This window comes from Microcella alkaliphila (genome assembly GCF_002355395.1).
In the GTDB taxonomy this organism is placed as follows: domain Bacteria; phylum Actinomycetota; class Actinomycetes; order Actinomycetales; family Microbacteriaceae; genus Microcella; species Microcella alkaliphila_A.
Genome location: NZ_AP017315.1, coordinates 1,177,894 through 1,204,049, shown reverse-complemented (window position 1 = coordinate 1,204,049; position 26,156 = coordinate 1,177,894). Strand labels below are relative to the sequence as shown.

Annotated in this window: 21 protein-coding genes and 1 tRNA gene; 12 read left to right on the top strand and 10 right to left on the bottom strand. The window is 65.7% G+C overall.

Going from position 1 to position 26,156, the window contains the following annotated elements; translation table 11 throughout:
- Positions 1 to 61 precede the first annotated feature (61 nt).
- A complete protein-coding gene (locus tag CPY97_RS05900; protein ID WP_096421196.1) occupies positions 62 to 2,062 on the bottom strand; it encodes a type I restriction-modification system subunit M in 2,001 nt (666 codons plus the stop codon).
- 169 nt (positions 2,063 to 2,231) lie between these two features.
- On the opposite strand from CPY97_RS05900, the gene CPY97_RS05895 reads away from it, so the two are divergent.
- Positions 2,232 to 3,263 (top strand): hypothetical protein, encoded by a 1,032-nt coding sequence (locus CPY97_RS05895; protein WP_096421195.1) that lies wholly within the window; start codon positions 2,232 to 2,234, stop codon positions 3,261 to 3,263.
- 201 nt (positions 3,264 to 3,464) lie between these two features.
- Positions 3,465 to 4,391 (top strand): class I SAM-dependent methyltransferase, encoded by a 927-nt coding sequence (locus CPY97_RS05890; RefSeq protein ID WP_231924077.1) that lies wholly within the window; start codon positions 3,465 to 3,467, stop codon positions 4,389 to 4,391.
- Between the two features lie 65 nt (positions 4,392 to 4,456).
- On the opposite strand, the gene CPY97_RS05885 is transcribed toward CPY97_RS05890, so the two are convergent.
- Both CPY97_RS05885 and CPY97_RS05880 read right to left on the bottom strand, forming a co-directional pair.
- Entirely contained in the window at positions 4,457 to 5,260 is an 804-nt protein-coding gene (locus tag CPY97_RS05885) for a hypothetical protein (RefSeq protein ID WP_150129206.1), read from the bottom strand.
- A gap of 52 nt (positions 5,261 to 5,312) precedes the next feature.
- The gene (locus tag CPY97_RS05880) at positions 5,313 to 5,930 is read right to left on the bottom strand and encodes a GTPase domain-containing protein (RefSeq protein ID WP_150129205.1); all 618 of its coding nucleotides are present in this window, start codon (positions 5,928 to 5,930) and stop codon (positions 5,313 to 5,315) included.
- A gap of 740 nt (positions 5,931 to 6,670) precedes the next feature.
- On the opposite strand from CPY97_RS05880, the gene CPY97_RS05870 reads away from it, so the two are divergent.
- Together CPY97_RS05870 and CPY97_RS05865 are read left to right on the top strand one after the other, a co-directional pair.
- On the top strand, positions 6,671 to 7,843 hold the full coding sequence (locus tag CPY97_RS05870; RefSeq protein ID WP_150129146.1) for an IS701 family transposase: 1,173 nt from the start codon (positions 6,671 to 6,673) through the stop codon (positions 7,841 to 7,843).
- A 254-nt stretch (positions 7,844 to 8,097) separates the two neighbouring features.
- A protein-coding gene (locus CPY97_RS05865; protein WP_233449959.1) for an IS5 family transposase occupies positions 8,098 to 8,944 on the top strand; the annotation gives its coding sequence in 2 pieces (ribosomal slippage) (positions 8,098 to 8,403 and positions 8,405 to 8,944; 846 coding nt in all).
- Here the strand turns inward: CPY97_RS05865 and CPY97_RS05860 are convergent.
- The 6 genes from CPY97_RS05860 to CPY97_RS05835 form a co-directional block, all read right to left on the bottom strand.
- Entirely contained in the window at positions 8,925 to 9,254 is a 330-nt protein-coding gene (locus CPY97_RS05860) for a hypothetical protein (protein ID WP_026095586.1), read from the bottom strand. The two genes, CPY97_RS05865 and CPY97_RS05860, sit on opposite strands and share 20 nt — an antisense overlap.
- A gap of 230 nt (positions 9,255 to 9,484) precedes the next feature.
- On the bottom strand, positions 9,485 to 10,657 hold the full coding sequence (locus tag CPY97_RS05855) for an IS701 family transposase (protein ID WP_150129146.1): 1,173 nt from the start codon (positions 10,655 to 10,657) through the stop codon (positions 9,485 to 9,487).
- 248 nt (positions 10,658 to 10,905) lie between these two features.
- Positions 10,906 to 12,717: an SLC13 family permease gene (locus CPY97_RS05850; RefSeq protein WP_096421190.1), complete on the bottom strand. Its 1,812-nt coding sequence runs from the start codon at positions 12,715 to 12,717 to the stop codon at positions 10,906 to 10,908.
- Positions 12,718 to 13,121: 404 nt separating this feature from the next.
- Positions 13,122 to 14,303, bottom strand: a complete 1,182-nt coding sequence (locus CPY97_RS05845; protein ID WP_096421189.1) for a tyrosine-type recombinase/integrase — start codon at positions 14,301 to 14,303, stop codon at positions 13,122 to 13,124.
- Between the two features lie 4 nt (positions 14,304 to 14,307).
- Positions 14,308 to 14,541 (bottom strand): helix-turn-helix domain-containing protein, encoded by a 234-nt coding sequence (locus tag CPY97_RS05840; RefSeq protein ID WP_173826865.1) that lies wholly within the window; start codon positions 14,539 to 14,541, stop codon positions 14,308 to 14,310.
- A 185-nt stretch (positions 14,542 to 14,726) separates the two neighbouring features.
- Positions 14,727 to 14,800: transfer RNA gene (locus CPY97_RS05835), tRNA-Pro, on the bottom strand.
- 163 nt (positions 14,801 to 14,963) lie between these two features.
- On the opposite strand from CPY97_RS05835, the gene CPY97_RS05830 reads away from it, so the two are divergent.
- From CPY97_RS05830 to CPY97_RS05795, 8 genes are all read left to right on the top strand, one after another.
- The gene (locus CPY97_RS05830; protein ID WP_161494083.1) at positions 14,964 to 15,365 is read left to right on the top strand and encodes an NUDIX hydrolase; all 402 of its coding nucleotides are present in this window, start codon (positions 14,964 to 14,966) and stop codon (positions 15,363 to 15,365) included.
- 51 nt (positions 15,366 to 15,416) lie between these two features.
- Positions 15,417 to 16,841 (top strand): DUF3375 domain-containing protein, encoded by a 1,425-nt coding sequence (locus CPY97_RS05825; protein ID WP_096421187.1) that lies wholly within the window; start codon positions 15,417 to 15,419, stop codon positions 16,839 to 16,841.
- Positions 16,838 to 17,431 carry a DUF4194 domain-containing protein gene (locus CPY97_RS05820; protein WP_096421186.1) on the top strand — a complete coding sequence of 198 codons (594 nt, stop codon included), beginning with the start codon at positions 16,838 to 16,840 and terminating at the stop codon, positions 17,429 to 17,431. The genes CPY97_RS05825 and CPY97_RS05820 overlap by 4 nt, the downstream gene beginning before the upstream one ends.
- The gene (locus CPY97_RS05815; protein WP_096421185.1) at positions 17,428 to 20,799 is read left to right on the top strand and encodes an ATP-binding protein; all 3,372 of its coding nucleotides are present in this window, start codon (positions 17,428 to 17,430) and stop codon (positions 20,797 to 20,799) included. Before CPY97_RS05820 ends, CPY97_RS05815 begins: the two co-directional genes overlap by 4 nt.
- Positions 20,796 to 21,956, top strand: coding sequence for a Wadjet anti-phage system protein JetD domain-containing protein (locus tag CPY97_RS05810; RefSeq protein ID WP_197702260.1), 1,161 nt, complete (start codon positions 20,796 to 20,798; stop codon positions 21,954 to 21,956). Before CPY97_RS05815 ends, CPY97_RS05810 begins: the two co-directional genes overlap by 4 nt.
- Positions 21,957 to 22,158: 202 nt before the next feature.
- On the top strand, positions 22,159 to 23,520 hold the full coding sequence (locus CPY97_RS05805; RefSeq protein ID WP_096421183.1) for an HNH endonuclease signature motif containing protein: 1,362 nt from the start codon (positions 22,159 to 22,161) through the stop codon (positions 23,518 to 23,520).
- 63 nt (positions 23,521 to 23,583) lie between these two features.
- A complete protein-coding gene (locus CPY97_RS05800; RefSeq protein ID WP_096421182.1) occupies positions 23,584 to 24,201 on the top strand; it encodes a pyroglutamyl-peptidase I in 618 nt (205 codons plus the stop codon).
- Positions 24,202 to 24,216: 15 nt separating this feature from the next.
- Positions 24,217 to 24,813 (top strand): GNAT family N-acetyltransferase, encoded by a 597-nt coding sequence (locus CPY97_RS05795; RefSeq protein WP_096421181.1) that lies wholly within the window; start codon positions 24,217 to 24,219, stop codon positions 24,811 to 24,813.
- Between the two features lie 31 nt (positions 24,814 to 24,844).
- Here the strand turns inward: CPY97_RS05795 and CPY97_RS05790 are convergent, their stop codons facing one another.
- Entirely contained in the window at positions 24,845 to 25,975 is a 1,131-nt protein-coding gene (locus CPY97_RS05790; RefSeq protein ID WP_096421180.1) for a hypothetical protein, read from the bottom strand.
- Positions 25,976 to 26,156 lie beyond the last annotated feature (181 nt).

The window sequence follows — 26,156 nt, the reverse complement described above, 5'->3', positions numbered from 1 at the left end:
GGCCAGTCGGCCCGAACCTTACCGATCCAGGGCACACCTGAGTCTCGAGTCGCCGATGGCTTCACCGCTTCTCGACCTCGGCGAGCAGAACGGTGATCTCGGCGATCAACTTATTGAGGTCGGCGTCGATCTCGTCGAGCGACCGCGGGGGCACGTACTTGTAGAAGTGGCGGGTGAAGGGGATCTCGTATCCGACTTTGTCTTTGCTGCGGTCGATCCAGAAGTGTTCGAGGTGCGGGGCGATCTCGCGGGCGATGTAGTCATCGATGTCCTCCGTCAGCGGCACGTTCTCGGTGTCACGCAGGTCGGTGTCGGGCACCGGGCGACCCTTCGCATCCGTGACGACCGGTGCCGTTTCGTCCCGCTCGGCGAGGCCTGCGATGAGCGCCTTCGATTGGGGCGCGGTGAGCGACACTCCACGTGTGGCGAGCAGCGCCTTCAGGTCGCGGGCGAAGGCCGCCGAGTGCGTCGTGGAGGCGATCGGTGATTCCTCGGCGAGGTCTTCGATCGCGTTGCGAGCATCCTCTGTTAGAGATGCGAGGGGCCGAGCGGCCAGAGCCAGCGTCAAACGCTCAGGGCCGAAGGCCCAGGTGAACTGTTGCGGGCGTTCCACCGTGATGGTCGTGTAGCCGAACTCGTCGTTGCGGAAGATCTTGCTCGTCTCACTCTCGACGTTCTCGCCGTAGGTGCGCACGATTTCGCGGATCTGCTCGGGGCTGATCTCGCGGCGCTTGCTACCGAGCGACTTGCGCATCTTCACCCACTGGGCGGTCGCGTCGATCAGCTGCACGCGGCCGCGGCGACTGGCGGGCTTGTCGTTGTCGAGAATCCAGATGTAGGTGGCGATGCCCGTGTTGTAGAACAGGTCGGTCGGCAGGCCGATGATCGCGTCGACCAGGTCGTTCTCGAACAGGTACTTGCGAATGTTCGACTCGCCGCTGCCCGCGCCGCCCGTGAAGAGTGGGCTGCCGTTGAGGACGATGCCGACGCGGCCGCCGCCATCCGCCTTGCTGCGCATCTTCTTCACCAGGTGAAGAACGAACAGCAGCGAGCCATCGGAGACGCGTGGGAGGCCGGGGCCGAAGCGGCCCTCGAAGCCGCGCTGCTGGTGCTCGTCGGTGACGAACTTCTGCTGCTTCTTCCACTCGACGCCGAACGGTGGGTTTGCGATACCGAAGTCGAAGGTGCGGCCGATGTGGCCGTCATTGGTGAGGGTGTCGCCCCAGATGATGTCGCTGATCGCCTGGCCCTTGATGACCATGTCGGCCTTTGCGATGGCGAACGACTCGGCGTTGAGCTCTTGGCCATGCAGGCGCAGTTTCGCGCTCGGGAAGTGTTCGCGCACGTACTCGTCGCTGACGCTGAGCATGCCGCCGGTGCCAGCTGTGGGGTCGTAGACGGTGCGCACAGCTCCGGGGATCGTGAGCGACTTCTTCGGGTCGTCGTCAGGGTGCTCGGTAAAGAGCAGGCTCACCATGAGGCGCACCACCTCGCGCGGGGTGAAGTGCTCACCCGCCTTCTCGTTGCTCGTCTCAGCGAACTTGCGGATCAACTCTTCGAAGATCGTGCCCATTTGGGTGTTGTCGACCCGGTCGGGGTGCAGGTCGATCTCGGCGAAGCGCTGCAGCACCAGGTATAGCAGGTCGTTCTCGTCGAGCTTCGCCAGCTGGTTCGGGAACTCGTAGCGATCGAAGATGTCGCGCACGTTCTCGCTGAAGCCGTTGACATAGTCGGTCAGGTTGGCGCGGACGTTTGCAGGATCGTTCGCGATCGTGGAGAGGGTGTAGCGGCTGGTGTTGTAGAAGTCGGCGCCCGCGGCCGTCGGAAGGATGTGCTCGGCAGCGGGGCTGTCCTTGAGTTTTTCGGCTCGATCGAGCACGACCGCCTTCGTCGGCTCGAGGACGGCGTCGAAGCGGCGGAGGACCGTGAACGGGAGGATCACCTTGCCGTAGTCGGCCTGCTTGTAGGTGCCGCGGAGCAGGTTCGCGATGTTCCAGATGAAGGCGGAGAGGTTGGGGGTTGCGGTGCTTGACGGCGTTGTAGCGTTCGTCGGGGTGCTCATCGGTGAGTGGGGCTCCTGAAAGTTTGGGGTCTTTGGAGCCTAAGCGGCACGCCAGACACTTTGCACAAGCAACGCCCGTCGGTATCGTGTCGAATACTAAATCGAATGGTTCTCACGAGAATCTGTCTTGCCAAGAATTTGACGTCAATAACGATGCGAGGAAATCCGTATGGGCCGTAAACCGATCTTGGCGCGCTTACCCGAGTACTTCACCACGACCGAACCCGCTGCCACGCGATGCATGGCCATTCTCCTGGAGGAGCCAGCGCTCCGGGAGGCGACGCTTTCTTGGCTCACCGAAGAGACAGGCGTCGAGTTGAACCACGTAGTGAATTTCGGTGCAGAACGGGTCAACGCCGCGGGAACCCGCCCTGATATTGAAGGTCTTGACTCCGAAGGCCTTCCGTTCCTGATGGTCGAGGCCAAGTTCGGTGCAGGCCTTACTCAGAAACAGGTCGAGAACTACCTCCGCGATCAGATCGGGAGGCTGGGTGAGCTAGCCACGGAAGCGGTCATGCTTCTGGTAGTCCCCTCGCCTCGTAAGGCTGCTGCGGAAATGACCTTGGAGGCCGCACGTCAGGTCATTTCAGAGGAGCTCGGATCACCTCCTCAGGGGCACACGGCGTCGTGGAACGACGTGGTCACGGTCTGGCGCCAGGCACTCAAGGAGGCGCCTAACACGGCAGACTCGTTGCTCGCCGATGTCCTTCAATTCAAGGCACTCTGCAACGTGCTCGGCGGCAAGGTTCTCGACCCGTTCTCCGGTTTGCAGAAGACCACAGAGTGGCGCGGCCGACTCGAGGACTACCTGTCCATTGTCGACGCGGCGACGAAGCGGCTGACACCCAAGGGCGCGAGACTCTCGGGCGTCACGAACCAGGGCGCTTTCCTCGGCATGCGCTACTTTCCCGCCGAATATGACAACGGGCCGGGCAAGGGCAGCGCGGCAGCAATCGGCGTTCACGAGGACTTTGCGGATGCGGGCCAGGGGCCGATCTGGATGAGGTTCAACAGGAAGACGGGCGGGTTCAACGAGATTCTCCGGCGTTTGCGTTCCTCCGAGTTCCGCAACCAACTTGTGGAGGATGACAGAGCTCTCTGGTTGCCTTTGGGCGTGAATGCATCCCTCGCCGACATCGATCTGATCAACGACATCGTTCGACAAGCAGAAGCCGTGAGGGACCTGCTGAGACAGCCGTAACCCACACACGGCAGGCCCCGGCAGCCAATGTCAGAGCTCCCGGTCACTGTTGTCGCGCACGCACCTCTTTGTAACGCGAGTCGCCCGGCTCGGGGACAGGAGGCGACGTTGATACGAAACCGGAGTGACGAGATGACTGCAGCTGTACCGACATCAGGGATTCAAGAAGCCCACGAGCTGACACATGCCGCTGGAGCAGTGATGGTCACGCGCGATGACCTCGAGTGGTGGCTCAACCGCATCACCGAGCTCGACTGGGTGTTCGCGGTCACCTACGCCGAGGGTGCGCCGCATGAGTACGTGACGGCAGACCGAACGCCGGCCTTCAGCCGCGAGGACAGTGTGCGAGCGGCACGCATCATCCGCACCTTCGGGCAACCGGCGAAATTTTTCCGGACCACCCGCATCTACCTGGAAGACGGACGCGGTTGGAAGTACTGGGACATGGCGAACGACGACGTCACCGTGTCCGGCATCATCAACCGCGGTCGGGTCGAGCACGTCTACGGGGTGCAAAACGCACCTCGGACGTCGTCAGGAATCGCCAGCCCGTATGACGACGTGGCCACCGACTGGGATCGGTCATTCGGGGCAACTGCAGACGAGCGCGAAGCGATTGTCGACATGATCGAGTCACTTGGCGACTTCCGGAAGAAGCGCGTGCTCGACATCGGCTGCGGCACCGGCTTGGCGCTCGATCTCGGCATCACCGTGCCAGCGCGATACGTCGGTATTGACCCCTCGCAGGCGATGCTCAACCGACTCGTCGTGAAGTACCCGCACATCGCGGGCCTCCACCCGATGACGTTCGAGCAGGCGCTTGAGCAGCGAGTGCTCGGCAGGACGAAGTTCGACCTGGTGCTTGCGCTTGGCGGCGTCGGCTCGTACCTAACCGAGGCCGAGCTCACACGATTGGCCGAGCACTCCGTCGGGCCGATTCTCTTGTCGGCTTACGGGCCCCGAGAGGCACCCGCAACTAGGGACCTGGACACGATCGACGTTGACAGTGCCCACAAACGCCTAATCTTGCTCGCCGCCTCTCATGGAGGGAAGATTCGGGCATCGGGGCGATTCTCATTCGCAGTCTTTGATGCATGGACCTCTCCGCACCGGCCCCTACGTGCGTGACGAAGTCGCTAGTGGCTCTGCCCTCGTTCGGTCCGCTGTTTAGATGAAGGGCAGGAAGGTCAGTACTAGAAGGTGATCTCGGTCACGATTTCAATGTTTCTGATCGAGGTTGCACTCTTCGTGAAGGTCGTGGAGATCTGCAACGCCTTGATTGGCCCCGCATTCGCGATGCTCAGGGCGCTGCGGAAGCTTGCCTCCGCCTCCCGAGTACCACTGATTCGAACTACTTGGCTCGTGACGAGGTTCTGGTCTTCGTCGCCCACTCCTCTGTCGTCACGCATGTCCACCAAGTCGCGAAGCTGTCGGTCGTCGGACAAATTGCGGCGCTTCATGTACTCGAGAGCTTCAAGGACCCGCGGGCGAGAGCCGGGGAAGGTCAACTGTCCGTGAAGCTGCGCCTTGATCTGATCCTTTACCTGGCTTGAAGCATCGCCGTCAGCATCGACAGCCTTGATCCCACCCTTCACGCCGAAGGCCCATTCCTTCTGGCGAGTCTCCACGCGGGCCTCTTTGAATTGAACCTCCGTCGCACCAAGGAGCCGAGCAACATTCGCCATTGCGTGATATTTGGCGCTGGCAAATGCCTCGATAGCGCTCTCCGCGAATTCGTAAGATTCACGGTCGTACGGGTTCTGAATGAGGAGGGACCCAGGGACGAGTTTGCCGGTTCGCAGTAGGTGCTGACGGACCTTGATTATCTCATCCGAATGGAAGCTGGGCTGGATCGAATACGGGACAACCATCGCGTGGAGATCATCGAGGAGCCCCACATCTCTCGGGCTATCCGAGATCTTCAAATAGAGCTCATCAGCCGCCACAAGGACAGACCGTGGCATCCGCTGTCCCTCGTCGACAGTTCCGGCACTCATATTCTCGACACTCCCAATGGTCAACGCTCCGTCTCTTGATGAGAAGACAGGCTCACCGCAAGGCCTCGGTGACATCCTGGACCAGCTTCGCGCACCCCTTCGCCGTATCAAGCGAGCCGACAACGACGTCCGGGTTACCGAGCTTGACTCTGCCAAGCTTGATGACATTCAGCGAGGCGACCAGCTCTCGAGGGTCAGCACGAACGCCGGCATGCTCTTCGATTGCGTCCTCATGGGTCCCAACCAGGACAATCCTCGGCTTGGAGAATCGGTCACCGTCGAGCCAGATCTTCATGGTGTCCAGGTGCGTTTTTACCTGCAGGAGAGATTCCGCGTCCCCCGCGACTAGACGATCGGCTCGGAACAAATAGAGGACGAAATCAGCCTTTGTGAACGCCTCCTTCGATTCGGGAACGAGCTGCCCGCCTCCGCCCGGGACGTCCCTCGCAACCACGCACTCGACATCCTTCTTGCCGAAGCGAAGTGTGAACTTGTCCTGAACGGGCTGGCTCTCAGTGCCTGGATCCGGCAGTCGACGATCTCGGAGGTACGTCACCAAGGTGGTCTTCCCCGTCTGTGCGCCCCCAATCACGGCGATGCGCCTACCGGAAACGGCCTTCATGAACCGGACAAGGGCGATCGCCGGCAACACCAGGCCTGGAATCAGCATGACGGGGAACACTGCTTCCTCCCCCCTCCTCACACACCTTTGTGACCGCGATCCTTCCGCGTGCACGATGAGATTAGAGCCGCGGAACAAGTGTTTCTCAGCCTATCGACGATTCTGGTCACCATTCGAGTCAACCCGTCGATACGGCAAGCGCTGCACGTTGCGATTTGTCCCCACCGGCTCCCCCAGACGCGGCGCGGCCGCGCCCGGGGCCCCTCGCGCGGCGTGGGCCCACCTGCTCGCAGGTGCAATGTCAATTAGCCCCAGAAGTTGATTAAGGGCCACCCGAAGGTGACCCTTAATCAATTTGTCGGGCTGACAGGATTTGAACCTGCGACCCCTTGACCCCCAGGTGCCAGGAGTAGGGCTCATAACCCACCAGACCTGGGGTTTTGCGTTTCAGGATCGTGCTTCGCGCGTCACGTTTTGCAGGGTTTGCAGGCGGTTGGTCACTTGATTGGTCCACTCAGCCGAGTCAGCTGTCCGCCGGCTGGCCGCCCAATAGGCGCTGCTTGACACGTTCGGAATCGAGGTCGGGCACTCCGATGCGTCCACGGACGTGGCTGTGCTGCACCAGCAATGCCTCAGCAAACGGACTGACGAGTGATGCAACCCAGGCGAAGTGGTCCAGCGCGTCAACCTCGACCGCCCTCACGTTCTCTAGTACTACAGTCGCGTTTATTTCGCGTGGTGCGGCGCGTTAGCGTCGTTGTAGGTGATGATCGTGTTAACCCTTGGCGGTGGGTGACGATATTGCTGTGGCGGATGTGCGGGAGTGGGCGGCGGAGCTGGATGAGGTCGCTGGTCTGATCGGGCCGCGGTTCGCTCGTTCGGAGCCGCGCCGGAACGCTGTCGCGTATGTGCGAGGGCTGCTGTCGGAGCAGGAGCGGAAGAACTCGTGGACGCTGTCGGAGCACGCCGGTCAGGTGACGCCGGATCCGATGCAGCGGCTGTTGTCGACCACGGACTGGGATCCCGACCTGGTCCGTGACGATCTCCGCTCCTACGTGGTCGAGCACCTCGGCGACCGTGCCGGGATCCTGATCGTCGATGAGACCGGGTTCTTGAAGAAGGGCGACCGGTCCGCGGGCGTCGCCAGGCAGTACACGGGCACGGCGGGACGGATCGAGAACGCGCAGGTCGGCGTCTTCCTGACGTACTCGACACCCACGGGCCGGACGTTCCTGGACCGGGAGCTGTATCTGCCGAAGACGTGGACCGAGGACCGTGCCCGCTGCGCCCGCGCCGGTGTCCCGAAGGAGCGCGGGTTTCAGACGAAGCCGGAGCTCGCGATGGGCTTGCTGGCCCGCGCGATCGATGCCGACGTCCCCGCATCATGGGTGACTGGCGACGCCGTCTACGGCCAGTACTACCGGCTCCGCAAGGCGCTCGAGGATCGCGGGATGTCGTACGTGCTCGCCGTGCCGTCCAGCCAGCGGGTGATCGCGAAGACCACCGTGTCGATCCTCGGGAAGGAGTACCGCGCCGACGCGCTCATCGGCGAGCTCCCAGCCACGGCGTGGCGGACCAGGTCCGCCGGCGCGGGCTCGAAAGGCGACCGCCGATACGCGTGGGCACGCGCCCGGATCAACGGGGAACGCGACCCGGATGCCGAGTACTGGCTCCTCGCCCGCCGCAGCCTCACCGACCCGTCAGAGCTCGCGTACTACCTCTGCCACGGCCCCAAGCGCGTCGCCTTGGGCGAGCTGGTCCGCGTCGCCGGCGCGAGATGGGCGATCGAGGAGACCTTCCAAACGGCGAAAGGGCAGACCGGGCTGGACCACTACCAAGTCCGGCAGTACACCGGCTGGTACCGGCACATCACGCTCTCCATGCTCGCCCACGCCTTCCTCACCGTCACCCGGTCAAAAAGGGGGCTCGAGGAGACGACGACGGAGACCTCGTCGAGCTGAGCCTGCCCGAGATCCGACACCTCATCGCCGCGCTCGTGCTGAATGCACCCGCCGACCCCGCGCGAGTGCTCCACCGGTCACGCTGGCGCCGAAAACACCAACACACCGCCCGACGACACCATTATCTACGCCGCGGACACACGCCATAAACGCGACTGTAGTACTAGGGCGTGTTGATCAAGAGGTTCCGCTCCTCGGTGGGTGAGTCTTGAACGGTGACGCGACAGGAGATCTCTGACGAGGTGTGGGCCGTGATGGAGCCGTTGATGCCGACGGTGACCGGTCGGTCGCGGCCGTGGACGGATCACCGGCTCGCTATCGAGGGGATGGCGTGGAAGTACCGGACCGGTGCGCCGTGGCGTGACGTTCCGGAACGGTTCGGGAAGTGGAACTCGATCTACAAGCGGTTCAACCGGTGGGCCGGGGACGGCACCTGGCAGAAGCTGCTCACCGAGGTGCAGAAGCAGGCCGACGCCGCTGGGGAAATCGACTGGGTCGTCTCGATCGACTCCACGATCGCGCGCGTGCATCAGCACGGCGCGACCCTCGCCCGGGACACAGGGGGCTGTGCCGAATCACAAGAATCCGTGGTCCGAGCCGCCTGATCACGGGATCGGACGCTCCCGCGGCGGGCTGACGACCAAACTGCACCTGGTCTGCGACGGCCGCGGCCGGCCGCTGAGCATGATGATCACCGCCGGGAACATCAACGACACCACGATGATGAGCGCGGTGCTGGAGAACATCCGCGTTCCCCGCGACGGGAAGGGCCGCCCCCGCACCCGCCCCGACCGGGTGCTCGCCGACAAGGGGTACCCCTCAAGGGCGAACCGCGCCTGGCTCCGCGACCGGAGGATCGCGGCGACCATCCCCGAGCGGGACGACCAGATCGCGCACCGCCGCAAGAAGCCGGGCCGGCCGATCGCTTTCGGCGACAAGCAGAAGGAACGCTACAAGGGACGCAACGTCGTAGAACGCTGCTTCAACCGTCTCAAGCAGTGGCGCGGCATCGCGATGCGCTCGGACAAACTCGCCCGCAACTACCGAGCCGCCGTCAGCCTCGCCGCGGCGCTGATCTGGATCAAGACCGATCTCCGCTGAGCGCTTCGCGCTCCTGCAGCGTGCGCTCAAGCTGTCCCACCGTCGGCGCACCCGCAAAGCCGCGCTCGGTCAGATAGACCCTGCACGCCAAGTCGGCAGTGTTCCCCTGGGACGGGAACAAGTCCTGACCGTCCAGAAGAATCGTGGGCGAGCCCGCGAAACCAGAGCTCACCGCCTCAGCCTCGGTGCGGATCAACACGAACTCCACCGGAACATCGCCCCGTCCGATCGAGTCGAGCACCAGCCGTACTCGATCACCCGCCTCCTGCCAATTCGGGCAATCCTCGATATGCAGCACCTGGATCTTCACACGCCCATTCTCCCACGCAACTCGCGGCGGCTGGCCACCCCGCACCTTCTTGATCAACACGCCCTAGTACTACAGTCGCGTTTATGGCGTGTGTCCGCGGCGTAGATAATGGTGTCGTCGGGCGGTGTGTTGGTGTTTTCGGCGCCAGCGTGACCGGTGGAGCACTCGCGCGGGGTCGGCGGGTGCATTCAGCACGAGCGCGGCGATGAGGTGTCGGATCTCGGGCAGGCTCAGCTCGACGAGGTCTCCGTCGTCGTCTCCTCGAGCCCCCTTTTTGACCGGGTGACGGTGAGGAAGGCGTGGGCGAGCATGGAGAGCGTGATGTGCCGGTACCAGCCGGTGTACTGCCGGACTTGGTAGTGGTCCAGCCCGGTCTGCCCTTTCGCCGTTTGGAAGGTCTCCTCGATCGCCCATCTCGCGCCGGCGACGCGGACCAGCTCGCCCAAGGCGACGCGCTTGGGGCCGTGGCAGAGGTAGTACGCGAGCTCTGACGGGTCGGTGAGGCTGCGGCGGGCGAGGAGCCAGTACTCGGCATCCGGGTCGCGTTCCCCGTTGATCCGGGCGCGTGCCCACGCGTATCGGCGGTCGCCTTTCGAGCCCGCGCCGGCGGACCTGGTCCGCCACGCCGTGGCTGGGAGCTCGCCGATGAGCGCGTCGGCGCGGTACTCCTTCCCGAGGATCGACACGGTGGTCTTCGCGATCACCCGCTGGCTGGACGGCACGGCGAGCACGTACGACATCCCGCGATCCTCGAGCGCCTTGCGGAGCCGGTAGTACTGGCCGTAGACGGCGTCGCCAGTCACCCATGATGCGGGGACGTCGGCATCGATCGCGCGGGCCAGCAAGCCCATCGCGAGCTCCGGCTTCGTCTGAAACCCGCGCTCCTTCGGGACACCGGCGCGGGCGCAGCGGGCACGGTCCTCGGTCCACGTCTTCGGCAGATACAGCTCCCGGTCCAGGAACGTCCGGCCCGTGGGTGTCGAGTACGTCAGGAAGACGCCGACCTGCGCGTTCTCGATCCGTCCCGCCGTGCCCGTGTACTGCCTGGCGACGCCCGCGGACCGGTCGCCCTTCTTCAAGAACCCGGTCTCATCGACGATCAGGATCCCGGCACGGTCGCCGAGGTGCTCGACCACGTAGGAGCGGAGATCGTCACGGACCAGGTCGGGATCCCAGTCCGTGGTCGACAACAGCCGCTGCATCGGATCCGGCGTCACCTGACCGGCGTGCTCCGACAGCGTCCACGAGTTCTTCCGCTCCTGCTCCGACAGCAGCCCTCGCACATACGCGACAGCGTTCCGGCGCGGCTCCGAACGAGCGAACCGCGGCCCGATCAGACCAGCGACCTCATCCAGCTCCGCCGCCCACTCCCGCACATCCGCCACAGCAATATCGTCACCCACCGCCAAGGGTTAACACGATCATCACCTACAACGACGCTAACGCGCCGCACCACGCGAAATAAACGCGACTGTAGTACTAGGTCCGAACTCGCGCGCCGCAAGGTCGGTACGCCGTCCTCGTTCCGCCCGACGCGTGATGCGGAGCAGCTGTATCCGCCGCCAGACAGCGCCAGCTGACTCCTGTCGACGGGTGCAACGCCGACGGGGTCCGCTACGGAGCGCGCGCGGCATCCGCATCGGGGAGTCGGTCAGAAGGGCAGGATCACAGGCACCATGAACACGCTGACGAGGAGCACGACGATCGTGAACGGTGCGCCAACCTTGAAGAAGTCGAGGAACGAGTACCGACCGGGTTCGACGACGAGAGTATTCACGGGCGACGACACAGGTGTCATGAACGCGGCGGAGGCCGCCAGTGCGACAGTCATGGCGAACGGATAGGGCGAGACATTCAGTTGTGTTGCGATGCCGATCGCGATCGGCCCCATCAGCACGGCTGTCGCGGTGTTCGAGACGAAGAGCCCGATAACGGCGGTCAGCACGAACACTCCGCCCAGCAGGATCGTCGGATTCGCGTCACCCAGCCCGCCTAGCAGGCCGTCCACGACGAGGTCCACACCGCCGGTGCGCTGCAGAGCAAGTGCGAAGGGCAGCATCCCGACGATGAGCAGGATCGTCGGCCAGTGGATCGATCGGTAGGCGCTCGGCATGTCGATACACCTGAACACTCCCATCAGCAGACATGCGATGAGGGCGGCGATCACGTTCGGCACGACGCCGGTGACCATCAGCGCGACCATCACGACCACCGCACCGACCGCGAACGGCGCCTGATTGGCGGCCGGGGCGGCTTCCTTCACTTCAGCAGGAAGGTCGAGCATGATGAAATCCTGGCGCTTCGCCTGGAGCCGGTGGATGGAATCCCAGCCGCCGGCGACGAGCAGTGTGTCGCCCGTCGTCAAGCGGATCGCGGGAAATGCCGGCCCGGCAGCCTCCCGCCGATGCCGCACGCCGAGCACAACGAGGTCGTGCTTCTCCCGGAACCGGATGGCCCGCACGCTGAGGCCGCGCGCGGATGAGTCTGGCGCGATCATGACCTCCGCCATGCCCACCTGACGCGAGTACGAGTCGAAGAAGTCGGGTGTCATCGCCAGCTCTCCGATTCGGAGACGGCGTCTCTCCGCGCTGGGCACCTCCAGGTCCACGACAACGACGTCGCCCTCCGTGAGGATCGTGTCGTCGTCGGACGTGCGCACCGTCTTGCGGAGAAGGCGGGTGCGCTCGAGTACCAGGACACCGACCATCGCACCACCGCCGAGCTCGGCATCCGCCAGTCGTTGGCCGATCAGCGGCGATCCCGCGTTGACCCGATATCTGTGGGTGCGGGCGTCCACACCGTAGTCGCGGATCAGGCTCCCGAAGGAGGTGCGCGAACCGGCATCCGCGATCGTCTCCGCTCCGAGGAACCGACGGGCGACCAGCATGTATCCGATCCCAAGGGCGAGGACGACAAGCCCGAACGGGGTGGGGGCGAAGAACCCGAAACCGCTCAGACCGTGCCGCCGCAGTTCAGCGTCAATCACGAGGTTGGGCGTCGTGGCGATCAGCGTGAGCATGCCGCTGATCAGACCGGCGAAGCTGATCGGCATTAACAGCTGCCTGACCGAGATGCCCGTACGGGATGCCACGCTCAACGCGACCGGAATGAAGATCGCGACAACCCCCGTCGAGCTCATCACCGCGCCGAGCAGCGCGACGCAGAGCATGAGCAGCACGATCACCCGCGTCGCACTGGTGCCCGCCGTACGCGCCAGCCAATCCCCGAGCCGATACGTGACCCCCGTGCGGGAGAGCCCCTCACCCACGACGAAGAGCGCGGCGATCAGCACGACGTTCGGATCAGCGAAACCCGCGAGCGTCTCCGGGACGGTGAGGATGCCGGTCAAGGGCAGCGCGACGATCATGATGATCGCGACCACATCCATACGCGGTCGGCCAATCGCAAACATCACGATCGCCCCGACCAGGAGCACGAGGACCACGGCCAGCCCCAGGTTCATGCCGCGCCCTTTCGCTCAAGACCTCTGAAGCGTACCCGCCTTCGGTCCGGCGATGATCGAACAACCGTCGGATATCTCGCCTCCGCGTGCTGATGTGGCCGCAACGGCGGTCAGGACAGCCTCCGGTGCATGCGTCCAGCGCCAAAGTGGGTTAGCGCAACTTGCCGCTCGGAATGAGTGAGTTGAACCCGACCACCTGAACGTTGAGAGTGGCGAGGAGGTCCAATAGCCCGAGCACGGCAGCGAGTCGACGAGGAACGTCGCCACCGCGGCGTCGGCACGACGTCGGACGATGACGGTTCCGCCGGATACGACGGTTTCAAGTGCTGGGAGCCTGACCCGCGCTCCCGGACACCTGAGTTGAGGGGGGCCTGACCGAAGCCTGCCTGGCGATGCCGCTCGCGTCAGCCCTCCGTCGGGAACGCGCGATCAAGCAGGTCGGCGGTGGCGGGGTTGACCATGTCGTTGCGTCGGACGTAGTGCTGGATGGTGATCTTGGGGTCCGTGTGGCCAAGCAGTTCCGCGGCGAGCTCGATGCCGGCGCGCTCATTGACAGCGGTGGCGACGCTCCGACGGAACATGTGCGGCGTCACACCCGTAATTCCAGCGAGGTCCATCACATGGCGAAGCTGGCGGCGCACGTTGTTCGTCATCAACGGCGTGCCTTGACGGCTGCAGAACAGCAGCGCATCCAGCGAGGGATCCGTCAGCTGCACCAGCCGGCGACGCACTGCCGCTGCAGTGAAGGACGGGATCGCGACTGTGCGTCGCGACTTCGCCGTCTTCGGGTGGTCCTGTCTGGAGGTCGGCGCCCCTTGCGGGGAGACGATCGTTCCCACGATGCGGATCGAGGGTTGCGCGCTGGTGATGTCGACATCGCGACGGCGGATCGCGAGGACCTCCCCGATCCGGGCGGACGTGCCGAGCATGACCTCGACGATCGCGCCGAGTTGCCCGTCCGGCTTCGGCCCCGAGGATGGGCCATCAGCCTCCCAAACAGCGATCGCTGCGCGGATCGCGTTGACCTCCACCGGGCTCAGGGCGCTCGGCGTGGTTGGCGGCTTGTGCAGCCGGGCGACGTGATCCATCGGGTTGCGGGGAAGCACCTCGTGCCGCACCGCGAGACCGAACGCGAGACGCAGCACGACCCGGGCCTGCTTGGCTCGGTTGTAGCTCCGCTTCGCGAGCTGCTTCAGGAACTGGTCGCACCGGGCAACCCCGATCTCCCGCAGTGTGAGGTTCGCGAACGCAGGGAGCACGAGCGTTTCCATGTTCCGCTGATAGAGCTGGAGGGTCCGGATCGAGATTCGGCCCTCCAACTCCAGGTCCTCGAGCCAATACGCGACTAGATCCGGGAACCGGCTGTCCGGAGTGAGCGCCGAACCCGAGGGCTGGAATAGGCCGCGGTCGGCGAGCTTGGCCTTCAACGCCCGCTCCGCAGCCTTCGGTGTGTCGCCGGTCGCTTGCACGAGCCGTGTCCGGCCGTCCCAGTCCCGGTATCGAACACGTGCGGTCACCCGACCACTGTCGGTGTGGACGAAACCGATGTCTCCGAAGGTGCCGATCGACAGGCGCGGAGCGCTCACCGGGTCACCGCTGTCGCACTGAGGCGGCCGGGTCGTGCTGCTGCTCGATCCAGTCCCGGACGTCGGAGACCGCGAACTTCAGATGCTTCCCGAACCGATACGCCCGCGGACCGACACCACGCGTCCGCCAGTCGTACACCGTCGAAACCGGCACCTGCAGATAGCCGGCGAGCTCCTTCACGTCCAGGAGCGGCTCCAACCCCCACGGGTTCCCAGCGGCCGGGCGTTCGATATCCATACCAAACAGGTGCGACCCACTCCCCCACGGAACGAATCCGAGGCAACCGCAGCGGTCGGACGCGTACCGGACAACCGCCCCGCAGACGCGGCATGAAGAGCTCATTGCGATGACTTCGCGATGACACGATCAAATCTCACCAACTAAAAAGTCCCGGAAACCCTTGAGTTCCCGGGACTTTTCGGTCGGGATGACAGGATTTGAACCTGCGACCCCTTGACCCCCAGTCAAGTGCGCTACCAAGCTGCGCCACATCCCGTTGTTTAGTTTTCGGACCGTCCCGCTGCTCTAACTCACCTGACCCCCAGTCAAGTGCGCTACCAAGCTGCGCCGCAGCCCGTGGCTGGCCCCGTGGGGCCTCAGAGAGTCTAGCGGTATTGGCGGGGGTGGCCGAACCGGGGTGGGGTGGCAAAGTGGAGGGCGTGAGCGGGCAGACGATACGGGTGTCGGCGGCGCTCGTCGTGGACGACATCGGGCGGCTGCTCGTTGTGAGAAAGCGGGGGACGGCCGTTTATATGCAGCCGGGGGGCAAGCCCGAGGCGGGTGAGACGGCGGCCGAGACGCTCAGTCGTGAGCTGCGCGAAGAAATCGGGGCGAGCATCCGCCCCGACGAGTTAGAGCCGCTCGGGCAGTTCACGGCGCCCGCCGCCAACGAAGCCGGGGCGACGCTGATCGCCGACGTGTTTCGGGCGCGCATTGACGGGCCCATCGCCGCGGCCGCCGAAATCGACGACGTGCGGTGGTTGAGCCGCGCCGAGCTTGAGACGGTTGCGGTGGCGCCGCTGATCACGGAGCATATGCTTCCGCTCATCCAGGGCGAATAGACGAGAATCACTCCGACGATGTCGGTGGCCGCCCATAGGGTGGCAAGCACCATGGACCTCGACGACATCGACCGGTTGCGCGAGCGGCACCCCGCCTGGCGCCTCATGCGTGCGCACAACGCGCCGCTTGTCCTGTCGTTTCTCGGCCCCTACTTCGTCGACGAGAACCGCGCCGCCGTTCCAGCCAGCACGATCGAGTCGAGCCTCGACGATTACCTGTACGACCTGCACCGCACCGACCCTGACCGGTACACGAACGACGCATCGACCTACCTCGACGACTGGTCGGCAGCCGACGCGGGGTGGCTTCGGCGGCACTACCCGGCGGGATCCGACCAGGTGCACTACGACGCGACCCCGGCGCTACACAAGGCCTACGCGTGGGTCGAGGGCATGCGCGCCCGCACCTTCATCGGCACCGAATCACGTCTGCACACGGTGATCGACCTGCTTCGCCAGATCGTGCACGGCGCAGAAACCGACCCCGAGACGCGCATCGCCGAACTCGAGCGGCGCCGCGCCGCCATCGACGCCGAACTGGCGGATGCACGCAACGGCATCATTCGAACGCTCGACGAGACCGCGCTGCGTGATCGCTACCAACAGGTCGCAGCGACCGCGCGCGAGCTGCTCGCCGACTTCCGCGAAGTCGAAGACAACTTTCGTGCGCTCGACCGAAGCGCGCGAGAAAAGATTGCCCAGTGGGAGGGCGGCAAAGGCGAACTGCTCGCCGAACTGATCTCCAGTCGCGCCGACATCACCGCCTCCGACCAGGGGCGCAGCTTCCAAGCGTTCTACGACTTCCTGCTCTCGGAAGACAGCCAGACCGAACTCGCCCACATGCTCGACGCGGTGCACCGCATGCCGCTCGTCGCCACCGACCGGCGACTGCGCACGGTGCACCATGACTGGCTCGACGCCGCAGAACGCACCCAGCACACCGTGCGCACCCTCTCCGAGCAACTACGCCGCTTCCTCGACGACCACGTATGGCTCGAAAACAAGCGCATCATGCAACTCGTCCGCGGCATCGAAACGGCCGCCCTCGCAGTGCGCGAAACGCCGCCGGCCGATATCGGCCTCACCGTCAACGCTCCCGGGGTGCCCATCAGTCTCCCGCTCGAACGCCCCCTCTACGACCCGCAGCCCGAAACGCGGGTCGACAGCCTCGTCGAGCCCGACATCAGCGACCCCGCCGACCTCGAAACCCTGCTCGCGCAGCGCTACATCGACACCGCACGCCTCGCCGACACCGTGCGCGAACTCGTACCCCCGTGCACGAGCGCCTCCCTCAGCGACATCATCAAACAGCGCCCCGTACAGCACGGCATCGCCGAAATTCTCGGCTACCTCAGCCTCGACGCCGACGACATCGCCATCCGCATCGACGACGAGACCACGACCATTCCCTACGACGACAGCGCCGGCAACCCCAAAATCGTGCGCATGCGTCACGTCACCGTGAGCCGACCATGACAAACCCCGACGAACACGCCATCGCGACCGCGATCATCCACCTCATGCGAGACGTGGTCTACCGAGACATCGCCGCCCACGAAACCGTCTGGCAGACACTCCACCGGCACGGCAGTCACGTCGCCGACCACTTCCGCACCATTGGCATCGATGTCGTCGTTGATGACACCGAGGGATACGCCTACCTCGCCACGCGCGAAACCGCCGACGGAGACGAACCCCTGCCCCGGCTCGTGCGCCGACACGCCCTGAGTTACCCCGTGAGCGTGCTGCTCGTCATCCTCCGCAAGCGGCTCGCAGAGTTCGAGTCAGACGGCGACAGCGGATCCCTCGTGATCACGCGCGACAGGCTCATCGAGATGATCCGCGTCTTTCATGCCACGACGAGCAACGAGGCACGCAGCGTCGACGCCGCAGAGACCACGATCAAGAAAGTCGTCGAACTCGGGTTTCTTCGCGAGCTGCGCGCCCAACCCGGGCACTACGAGGTGCGGCGAATACTCAAGGCTTACGTCGATGCGCACGCCCTGGGCGACTTCGCCGAACGTCTCGCGCAGTACGCCGCCAACTCGACAGGGGCACCCTCATGACCGACACGCTCTTTAGCGCGCTCGACGCACCCGCGGCCGCCCACCACACCACGGGCTACCGACTCCATCGCATCGAAGTATTCAACTGGGGCACGTTCGACAAACGCGTCTACACCGTGAGCCCCAACGGCTCCACGTCCCTGCTCACCGGCGACATTGGCAGCGGAAAATCGACCCTCGTCGACGCCATCACCACCCTGCTGTTACCCGCGAACCGCATCGCCTACAACAAAGCCGCCGGAGCCGACGCCCGCGAACGCACGCTGCGCAGCTACGTCGAAGGGCACTACAAGTCTGAGCGCAACGAGACCACGGGCACATCCCGCCCCGTTGGGCTGCGCGACGACCGCAACTACACCGTCATCCTCGGGATGTTCGTCAACGACGGTCACGCAGAAACCGTCACCCTCGCGCAGGTCTTCCATCAGAAAAATCGCGCCGGGCAACCCGACCGCTTCTTCGTGACAGCCACGCACCCGCTCAGCATCGACGGCGACTTCACCGACTTCGGCACCGACCTCAACGCGCTCCGCGCCCGCCTGCGCAGCGCGGGCGCAACCATCGACACCAGCTACCCCGAATACCAGCGCCGCGTGCGACGCCTGCTCGGCATTGCCAGCGAGCAGGCGATGGAACTGTTCCACCAGACCGTGTCGATGAAATCCGTGGGCAACTTGAACGACTTCGTGCGTCAGCACATGCTCGAGCCCGCCGACACCGATACCCGCATTCGGGCCATCATCACGCATTACACCGACCTCGTGAAAGCGCACGACGCGGTGCGCACAGCCACCGAACAGCTGGCGGTGCTCAACCCGCTCGTCGAGGCCGCCGACCGGTACGACGAGGCGCACCACAAGAACGCGGCCCACCGCGACCAGCGCGACGCCCTCACCCCATACATCGCCGAGCAGGTGCGCGCCATCATCGCCGCCGAGCTGTCGGAGTGCGATGCGCAGCACAACGCGCTTCGCGACGAAACCGAGACTCTCGACCGCGCACGAGCCGAGCTCGTACCCCGCCGGGATGCACTCACGCTCCAGCGCGCCGGTGCGGGTGGCGACCGACTGCGTGACATCGAGGCCGACATTCAGCGTCTGCAGGTCGAACTCAATAAGCGCATCGAGCGGCGCAACCGCTATGCAGGACTCCTGGCCGACGCTGATCTTCCGCCAGTCGATGATGCGCAGCAATTCAGCATGCGTCGCGACGACATCGAACAGCGCCTCACCGAACTCGAGCAGCAGAGCGCCGCCGATGCCCTGCGCCGCGAGCCGCTGATCGAGCGGCGCATCGACGTACGGCGAGCACGAGACGCAGCGAGCCTCGAGATCGCAAGCCTTCGCCAGCGTCGCAACAGCCTGCCGCTCGACCTCGAGCGCGTTCGCGATGAGCTGTGCTCGAGCGTGAACCTCAGCCCCCACGAGGTGCCCTACATCGCCGAGCTCATCGACGTAGCCCCCGCCGAATCTGAGTGGCGCGCCGCAGCCGAGCGGGTTCTCCGCGGATTCGCGCTCACGATGCTCGTACCCACCGCCCACTACGCAGCCGTCTCTCGCTGGGTGAACGCCAACCGGCTGCACACCAAACTCGTCTACCGCCGAGTCGCCGAGCGAGGGGTTCGCGCCGTACCCACCCCCAGGATCGGGCGACGACTCGTCGACATCATCACCGTCGAGTCCGGCCCGTTCGCCGACTACCTTGCCGTCGAACTGGCGCAGCGCGCCGACCACGTACTCGCCGAAACCGTCGACCAGTTGCAGCGTGAGCACCGCGCCGTCACTCGCGAGGGGTTGATCAAGAGCGGCGAACGGCACGAAAAAGATGATCGGGCTGACACCCTCAGCCCGCGAAACTGGGTGCTCGGGCGAGACAACGGTCAAAAGCTCGCGGTACTTGAGGCGGAACACGACAGCCTCGGCGCCGAACTGAGTCGCCTCGACGCCGAGATCGCCGAGATCGCTGCGGTCGACGACGCACGGCGACGCATCAGCACCGCACTCACCGGCCTTCGCGAATACCGATCGTGGCCAGATCTCGACACCGAAGCGGCGAACGAAACCCTGCGGCGACTTAGCGACGAGCAGCAGCAGCTCATCAGCGGGTCAGACAAGCTCCGCGCCATCGACGCCCTGCTCGACGACATTGACGCCGAAGATACTGCCCTTCGTGAACGACTCACCGCGCTCGCAACCAGGATCGGCGAGATCAAGAAGCACGTGGAAACGATCACGGTGCGTGACCGACGTGAGGCGGCCGCCCTTCAGGCAATGGGCGACGACGTTGTGACCTTGGCCCGAACGCACTACGCCGAACTGGCGAATCGTCACGGCGGCACACCCCTGACGACAGTCGCCCACTGCGACACCGCGCGCACGACCATCAGCGAGGCGCTCAGCGCGAGCATCGACCGAACGCAACGCGAAATGCAGGGCTACATCACCAGCATCCAGAACCAGATGAACGAGTTCCTGCGCGCCTGGCCCGCCCATCGTGCAGAGCTCGATGCCGATGTGCTCTCCCTTCCCGCCTACCGTGAGCTGCATGCAACCGTGCTGCGCGACGACCTCCCGCGATTCGAAGCCGAATTTCGGCACCAACTGACCACGAACGCGGTTCGTGAACTCGCATCGTTCTCAAGCTGGCTCACGCGTCAGGCGGGCGAGATTCGAGACCGAATCGACCGCATCAACGACGCGCTGCGCGCCATCGATTACACCGACGGCCGAATCATTCAGCTCGTCCTCGAGCCGACCGTGAATAGCGAGGTGCGGCAGTTCCGCGCTGACATGCGCGAGGCGACGAGCGATGCGCTGGGCACCGATGACAGGGCCGACCTCATGGAGCACCGATTCGAGCAGATCCGTCGCCTGATCGAGCGTTTCAGCGGCCGAGAGGGTCACGCCGATGCCGACAAGGTGTGGCTCAAACGCGTGACCGATGTGCGCAACTGGTTCACCTTCGCCGCCAGCGAGCAAGACCGCGAGACCGGAGACGTATACGAGCACTACACCGACTCTGACGGAAAGTCGGGAGGGCAAAAAGAGAAACTCGCGTACACGATCCTCGCGGCATCGCTCGCCTACCAATTCGGTCTCGAGTGGGGCGTCGAAAAGTCGCGCGACTTCCGCTTCGCTGTCATCGATGAGGCATTCGGTCGCGGATCCGACGTCTCGACCCGCTACGCGCTCGAGCTGTTCGCGAAACTCGGCCTGCAGCTGTTGATCGTCACCCCGCTGCAAAAAGTGCACATCATTGAGCCGTACGTCAGCACGATCGGCTTCGTCGACAACCCAACAGGGGCTGCGTCCCGGGTGCACACCATGACGATTGAAGAGTTCCGTGAACGCCGCCGAGCATCATCGTGAGTGATCCCGCTCGCTGGACGACGCCGTCAATGATCGTCGAGGCGGTGCGACGGCGCTGGACGGACGGCTCACTTCTGCGCAGATTCGTGAATGCAGAGCCGTTCCCCACAATCGACCTGCCGTTGCGCGCGCCGAGCTCGGCCGACCTCGGCGACCACTTCGACGAGGCGCGCGCGTGGGCGGAATCGATCCGCCGCGCATCGCGCGGTGGGCGGTCGTTCACCGTGGTGGACGGGCGCATCGGCGGTCGATCGACAGGCGTCACAACGCGACCGGAGCGGGCCGTCATCTCGAGCTTCGACCAGGCATGGAGCATCCTCGGCACCGTCACCGAGGTTTCGGTTTATCGCGAGATTATTGGTCGCAGCGTGACGAGCCCTGCCGCGCGGGAGTGGGCTCTGGCGAATCCGCTCAAGGCCCTCGCGATCGGCGCTGAATGGTCGACCGTATTGGCGGCGCTGGACTGGCTCGTCGAGCACCGAAACTCTGGCCTCTACCTGCGGCACGTCAGCGCCCCCGGAGTCGACACCAAGTTCATCGAGCGGCACCGCACAACCCTTGCCGGGATGCTCGCCGTTCCTTCTGCGCGCGGACCGTTTGAACGCGCGCTCGGCTTCGCCAGGAAGCCCGCAACAGTTCGGCTGCGATTCGACCCGGCCGTGCTGGGAATGCCACGGGGCGTTCACGAGGCTGTGCTGCGCAGCGACGAGCTTGATGCTCTCGACGTGCGCCCGAAACGCGCACTCATCGTCGAGAACGAGATCAGCTACCTGAGCGTGCCCGTGCCCGAGGGCTGCGTGGTGTTGTGGGGGCGCGGTTACGACGCCAACGAACCGGCCTCACTGACGTGGCTGGCTGGCCGACCCGTCGACTACTGGGGCGACATCGACACGCACGGGTTCAGCATCCTCAATCGCGTTCGCGCACACCTGCCGCAGGCGCGATCGGTGCTGATGGATGCACCGACACTGCTGGAGCACGAGCAGCGGTGGGGCACCGAAAACGATGCAACCCGGGCGTCTCTCGACAGGCTGACAACCGACGAGAGCGCTCTGTACTCCGACCTCGTGACAGCGCGATATGGCCCGGCGGTGCGTCTCGAACAGGAACGGCTCGATTGGCAGTGGGTCAGTGCCCGTCTGTGGCTAGACCAGTAGTGGCTGTGGCTAGACCAGTAGTGGCTGTGGCCCTGGCCGTGGCCGTGGTCGTGGTTGTGGCCGTGGTGCGCGGTGAGGCGTTGGCACTCCTCCCCGTGACCCGTGTCCGTACGTTCCTCCACTTTGTGCGCCTCGGTCGGCTGAATGTCGGTGGTCGAACATACATTCGAATCACACCAATCAGGCGCCGAAAGGGGGAACCATGACCGACTTCGCTGCGAGCCTCGAGTCCGCCATTCAGGCGTTGCGGCAGGTTCCGCGCGACCCGCGACAGCTTGTCTCTCTCGACGACGTAACACTGGTGGCACTGACCCGCCTCGCTGCCGAAGAGTCGCGGCTCGCACAACTACACATCTCCATCCTGGCCGGCGAAATCGCGCGCCGGTCTGCCCCCGAACTCGGCAGCGACGGGCTCGCCCAAAAATCCGGCCACCGCACCCCCGAAGAGATGGTGCGGGTGACAACCGCAACCCGCTTAGTCGATGCTCGCGCTGCCGTCCGCATCGGCGCCGCAGCGGGCGCTTCATCTCCCACTCCCCTCACTGACGCGGTGCTTGACGGTCGCCTGAGTGTCGCCGTCGCCGATGCCGTCACTACAGGGCTTGGTGCACCGGGCGCCGCCGTCACCCGTGAGCAACTCGACGCGGCCTCGACCGCGCTGGTCGATCGCGTCGCGGGGCTCGACCCGGAGCGAGCCGCCCGCGAAGCGCGATTCGCACGTGACGAACTCGACCTCGCCGGCGTTGCCACGCGCGAACAGGCGCTGCGCGAGCGGCGCGGATTCCGGATCGGACGACGAGTAGGTGGCGGCGGTTATGCGCAGTGGGAACTCGACCCCGAGACCTTCGCCGTGATCAGTGAGATTTACGATCGCGTGACGACACCCCGCCGGCGGCAGCCTGAGTTCACGGCGGCATGCAGCGAAAGCGAGACAGGCACTCCCGTCGACACCCAAGCGAACGAAGCCGAAGCCGACGAACGAAGCATCGAACAGTACGCCAGTGATGTCTTCGCAGAGCTCCTCCGACAGGGGGTTAGCGCTGACACTCACCACCTGCTCGGCGATGCCCCCGTCGGCGTGCGCATCATCGTCGCAGCACGAACCATGACCGAACGCCGCGGTGGTGGCTATCTCGAGGGTCAAGCCGACCCAGTGAGCGTCGATACCGTCGAACGCTTGGCATGCGCCGCAGGGTCTATCACCGTCAGCGTCGACGCCAACGGCCAACCGCTGAACCTGGGCCGAGAGCGGCGGCTCTACAGCCGGGCGCAACGCATCGCGCTCGCGGCACGCGACGGCGGCTGCCGCTGGCCCGGTTGTGAGCGACCGCCCAGCTGGTGCGATGCGCACCACATCGAACACTGGCACCGCGACGGCGGTCGCACCGATATCGCCGACGGCATCCTGCTGTGCCGACATCACCACATGCTCGCCCACAACAACGGGTGGGAAATCACACGCGCCGGCCCCACGTACCATCTGACCCCGCCGGGCAGCGGAGATGTGCGCGAAATGCCGACCCGAAGCCGCGCACTGCGCGATGAGCTGCGGGGTATCGCGTGAGCCTGTGGCCCTGGTAGAGAGGGTGCGAGTGCGAGTGCGCGTATCGCGTGCCAGGGTTGACTCATGAACGCGCCCACCCGCCGCACCGTGCTCGTCACCGGCTTCGAGCCGTTCGGGGGCGACAGCGTCAACCCGAGCGGCGACGTCGCCCGCGCCCTCGACGGCGACACCATCGAGGGGGCCACGATCGTGGGGCGGGTGCTGCCCGTCAGCTTCGCCGGCTCCGCCGCGCAGCTCGAGCAGCTGGCCGCCCTGCACTCCCCCGCGCTGATCGTCAGCCTCGGCCTCGCCGACGGGCGCGAGGCGATCACCCCCGAACGCGTCGCCATCAACTATGCCGATGCGCGCATCCCCGACAACGACGGCGACCAGCCACGAGACGCGAGCCTCGATATCGACGGGCCCGCCGCCCGCTTCACCGGCCTCCCCGTCAAGCGCATCGTGCGAGCGCTCGGCGACGCCGGGCACCCGGCCGCCGTGTCGCTGACCGCCGGCAGCTACGTCTGCAACGCCCTCGCCTACCACCTGGGGGCCGTCGCCGAGCGGCACCAGGTCGCCGCCGGCTTCATCCACGTGCCGAACTGGTCGACCGACGCCCTCGCCCCGGCGATCCGCCTCGCGATCGCCACCGCGCTCACCCACCCCGACGACGTCGACGACGTCGGGGGCAGCATCCACTAGGCGAGGGGCCCGCCCGTGACCGACAGCGCCGCCAACCCCGCCGGCCTCACCGTCACCCCCGCCGAGCTCGTTCCCGACGCCGCCATCGACGCCGTGCTCGGCGCCGTCACCGAGGCGTCGCGCTGCTGGTGTCGCTGGTGGATGCTCGCGAACGCCGACTACGCATCCACCGACCCGCAGTCCCGCCGATCCGCCCTCGACAGCGACCGCGCGGCCGGCCTGTCGACCGGCCTGATCGCGCTTCGCGGCGAGGATGCTGTCGGCTGGGTCGGCGTCGCCCCGCGCCCCCGCTACGCGCGGCTCCCCCGCACGAAAGCCATCACGACCGCCGCCGGCGATACCGACTGGGCCGACGAGGGCGTCTGGTCGATCGTGTGCTTCACGATCCCCCGCCAGCACCGCGGGCAGGGCGTCGCCCACCGCCTGCTCGACGCCGCCGTCGCCCACGCCCGCGCGGCAGGCGCCCGCACGATCGAGGCCTACCCCCACGACACCGACGAGTCAGCGAAGCCCGCCGGCAGCCTCAACACGGGCACCCTGCGGCTCTTCACGGCGCACGGCTTCACCGAGGTCGGCCGCACGGGCCCGCGGGTCGTGGTGCGACTCACCTGATCGGCAGCCCGACCACCGGGCGACGCCACCGTCACCCCGCCCCAATCAACTCGAGCCGCGGCCCGCGATGCAGCGCAAGGTAGACCCGATCGCGCAGCGCGTTCGCCTCGGCGTCGGTGAGGGTGCGGTCGAGTGGGCGCAGCACGATCCGCACGAGCGCGTTCACCTGACCGTCGACGATGCCGAGCCGTTCCCGCGCGGCGCGCGGTAGCTCGTCGGCGGCGGTGCGCGCAATGACGGCGACCGATTCGAGGTCGTCAACCCGCGCATCCAGGGCCGATCGCACGCGATCGCCGAGGGTCTCGTCGTCGTCTTCTGCCGCGACGACGACCGACAGGTCGCGCGTCACCGGCGGCATCATCGACACGGGCCGCCACGGCGACAGGTCGGTCATCTGCGAACGGATGCGCGCATCCGTCGAGCGCAGCACGCGAATGTCGTCGATGCCCTTGCGCAGCATCAGGGCCCGATCGAGGCCCATGCCGAGCGCGAGGCCCGACCAGCGCGCCGGGTCGAGGCCCGAGCGCGCGAGCAGGCCCGGGTCGATCAGCCCGCACTCGGCGAGCTCGAGCCACTCCCCCGCGTGCCACACGTCGATCTGGCGCCCCTCGACGGTGTACGGATGCTCGGCCGGCACCGCGCGCCACCGCGCTCCCGGCAGAATGGCGTCAACGAGCGCTGCGACGAGGTCGAGCAGGTCGTCGACGGTTCGCCGGTCGGGCGCGCTCACCCGCCACACGTCGACCTGGTGGGGCGTTCCGACGTGGGTGCGGTCGATCGCGTCGCGGCGGTGCACGATTCCCGGCAAGACGAGCAACTCGTCGCGGTCGGCGGTGCCGTCGATTGCCCGCAGCAGCGCGGGGATTCCCGCCGAGGTGTGGCTGCGCAGCATCACGGTGGGGCTCACGTAGTGCGAGTAGCGGCGGTCGCGGGTGACGGCGGCGGCGTCGAAGCCGAGCGCGTCGTAGTTGTCGACGGTTGCGACGAGCGGGCCCATGCGCACCACTCGGTGAGCGTGCGCGGCGCGGGCGGTCGCCGCGTCAACGAGCGCGTCGAGCAGCAGGCTCATGGCGTGCGGCTGCTCGCCGGGTGGGGTGGTCGCGGGGTCAGACAGGTCACGCACCGCGAGGGCGGCGGCAAGCGCGGCAGGGGTCAGATACATCAGGGTCGTCCTTAGAACTCGATCGAAGAGGGGGCGGGGTGGCCCTCGACCGAGTCGGAACGACTCGAGCGCTTACGCGTGCAGCATCAGCCCGAGTCGGCCGGTGTTCGGCCGAGGGCTGAGAAATCGCTGCTGTGCAGTCATGACGTCGACGGTACCAGCGCTTCGCGGATCCGTCGCG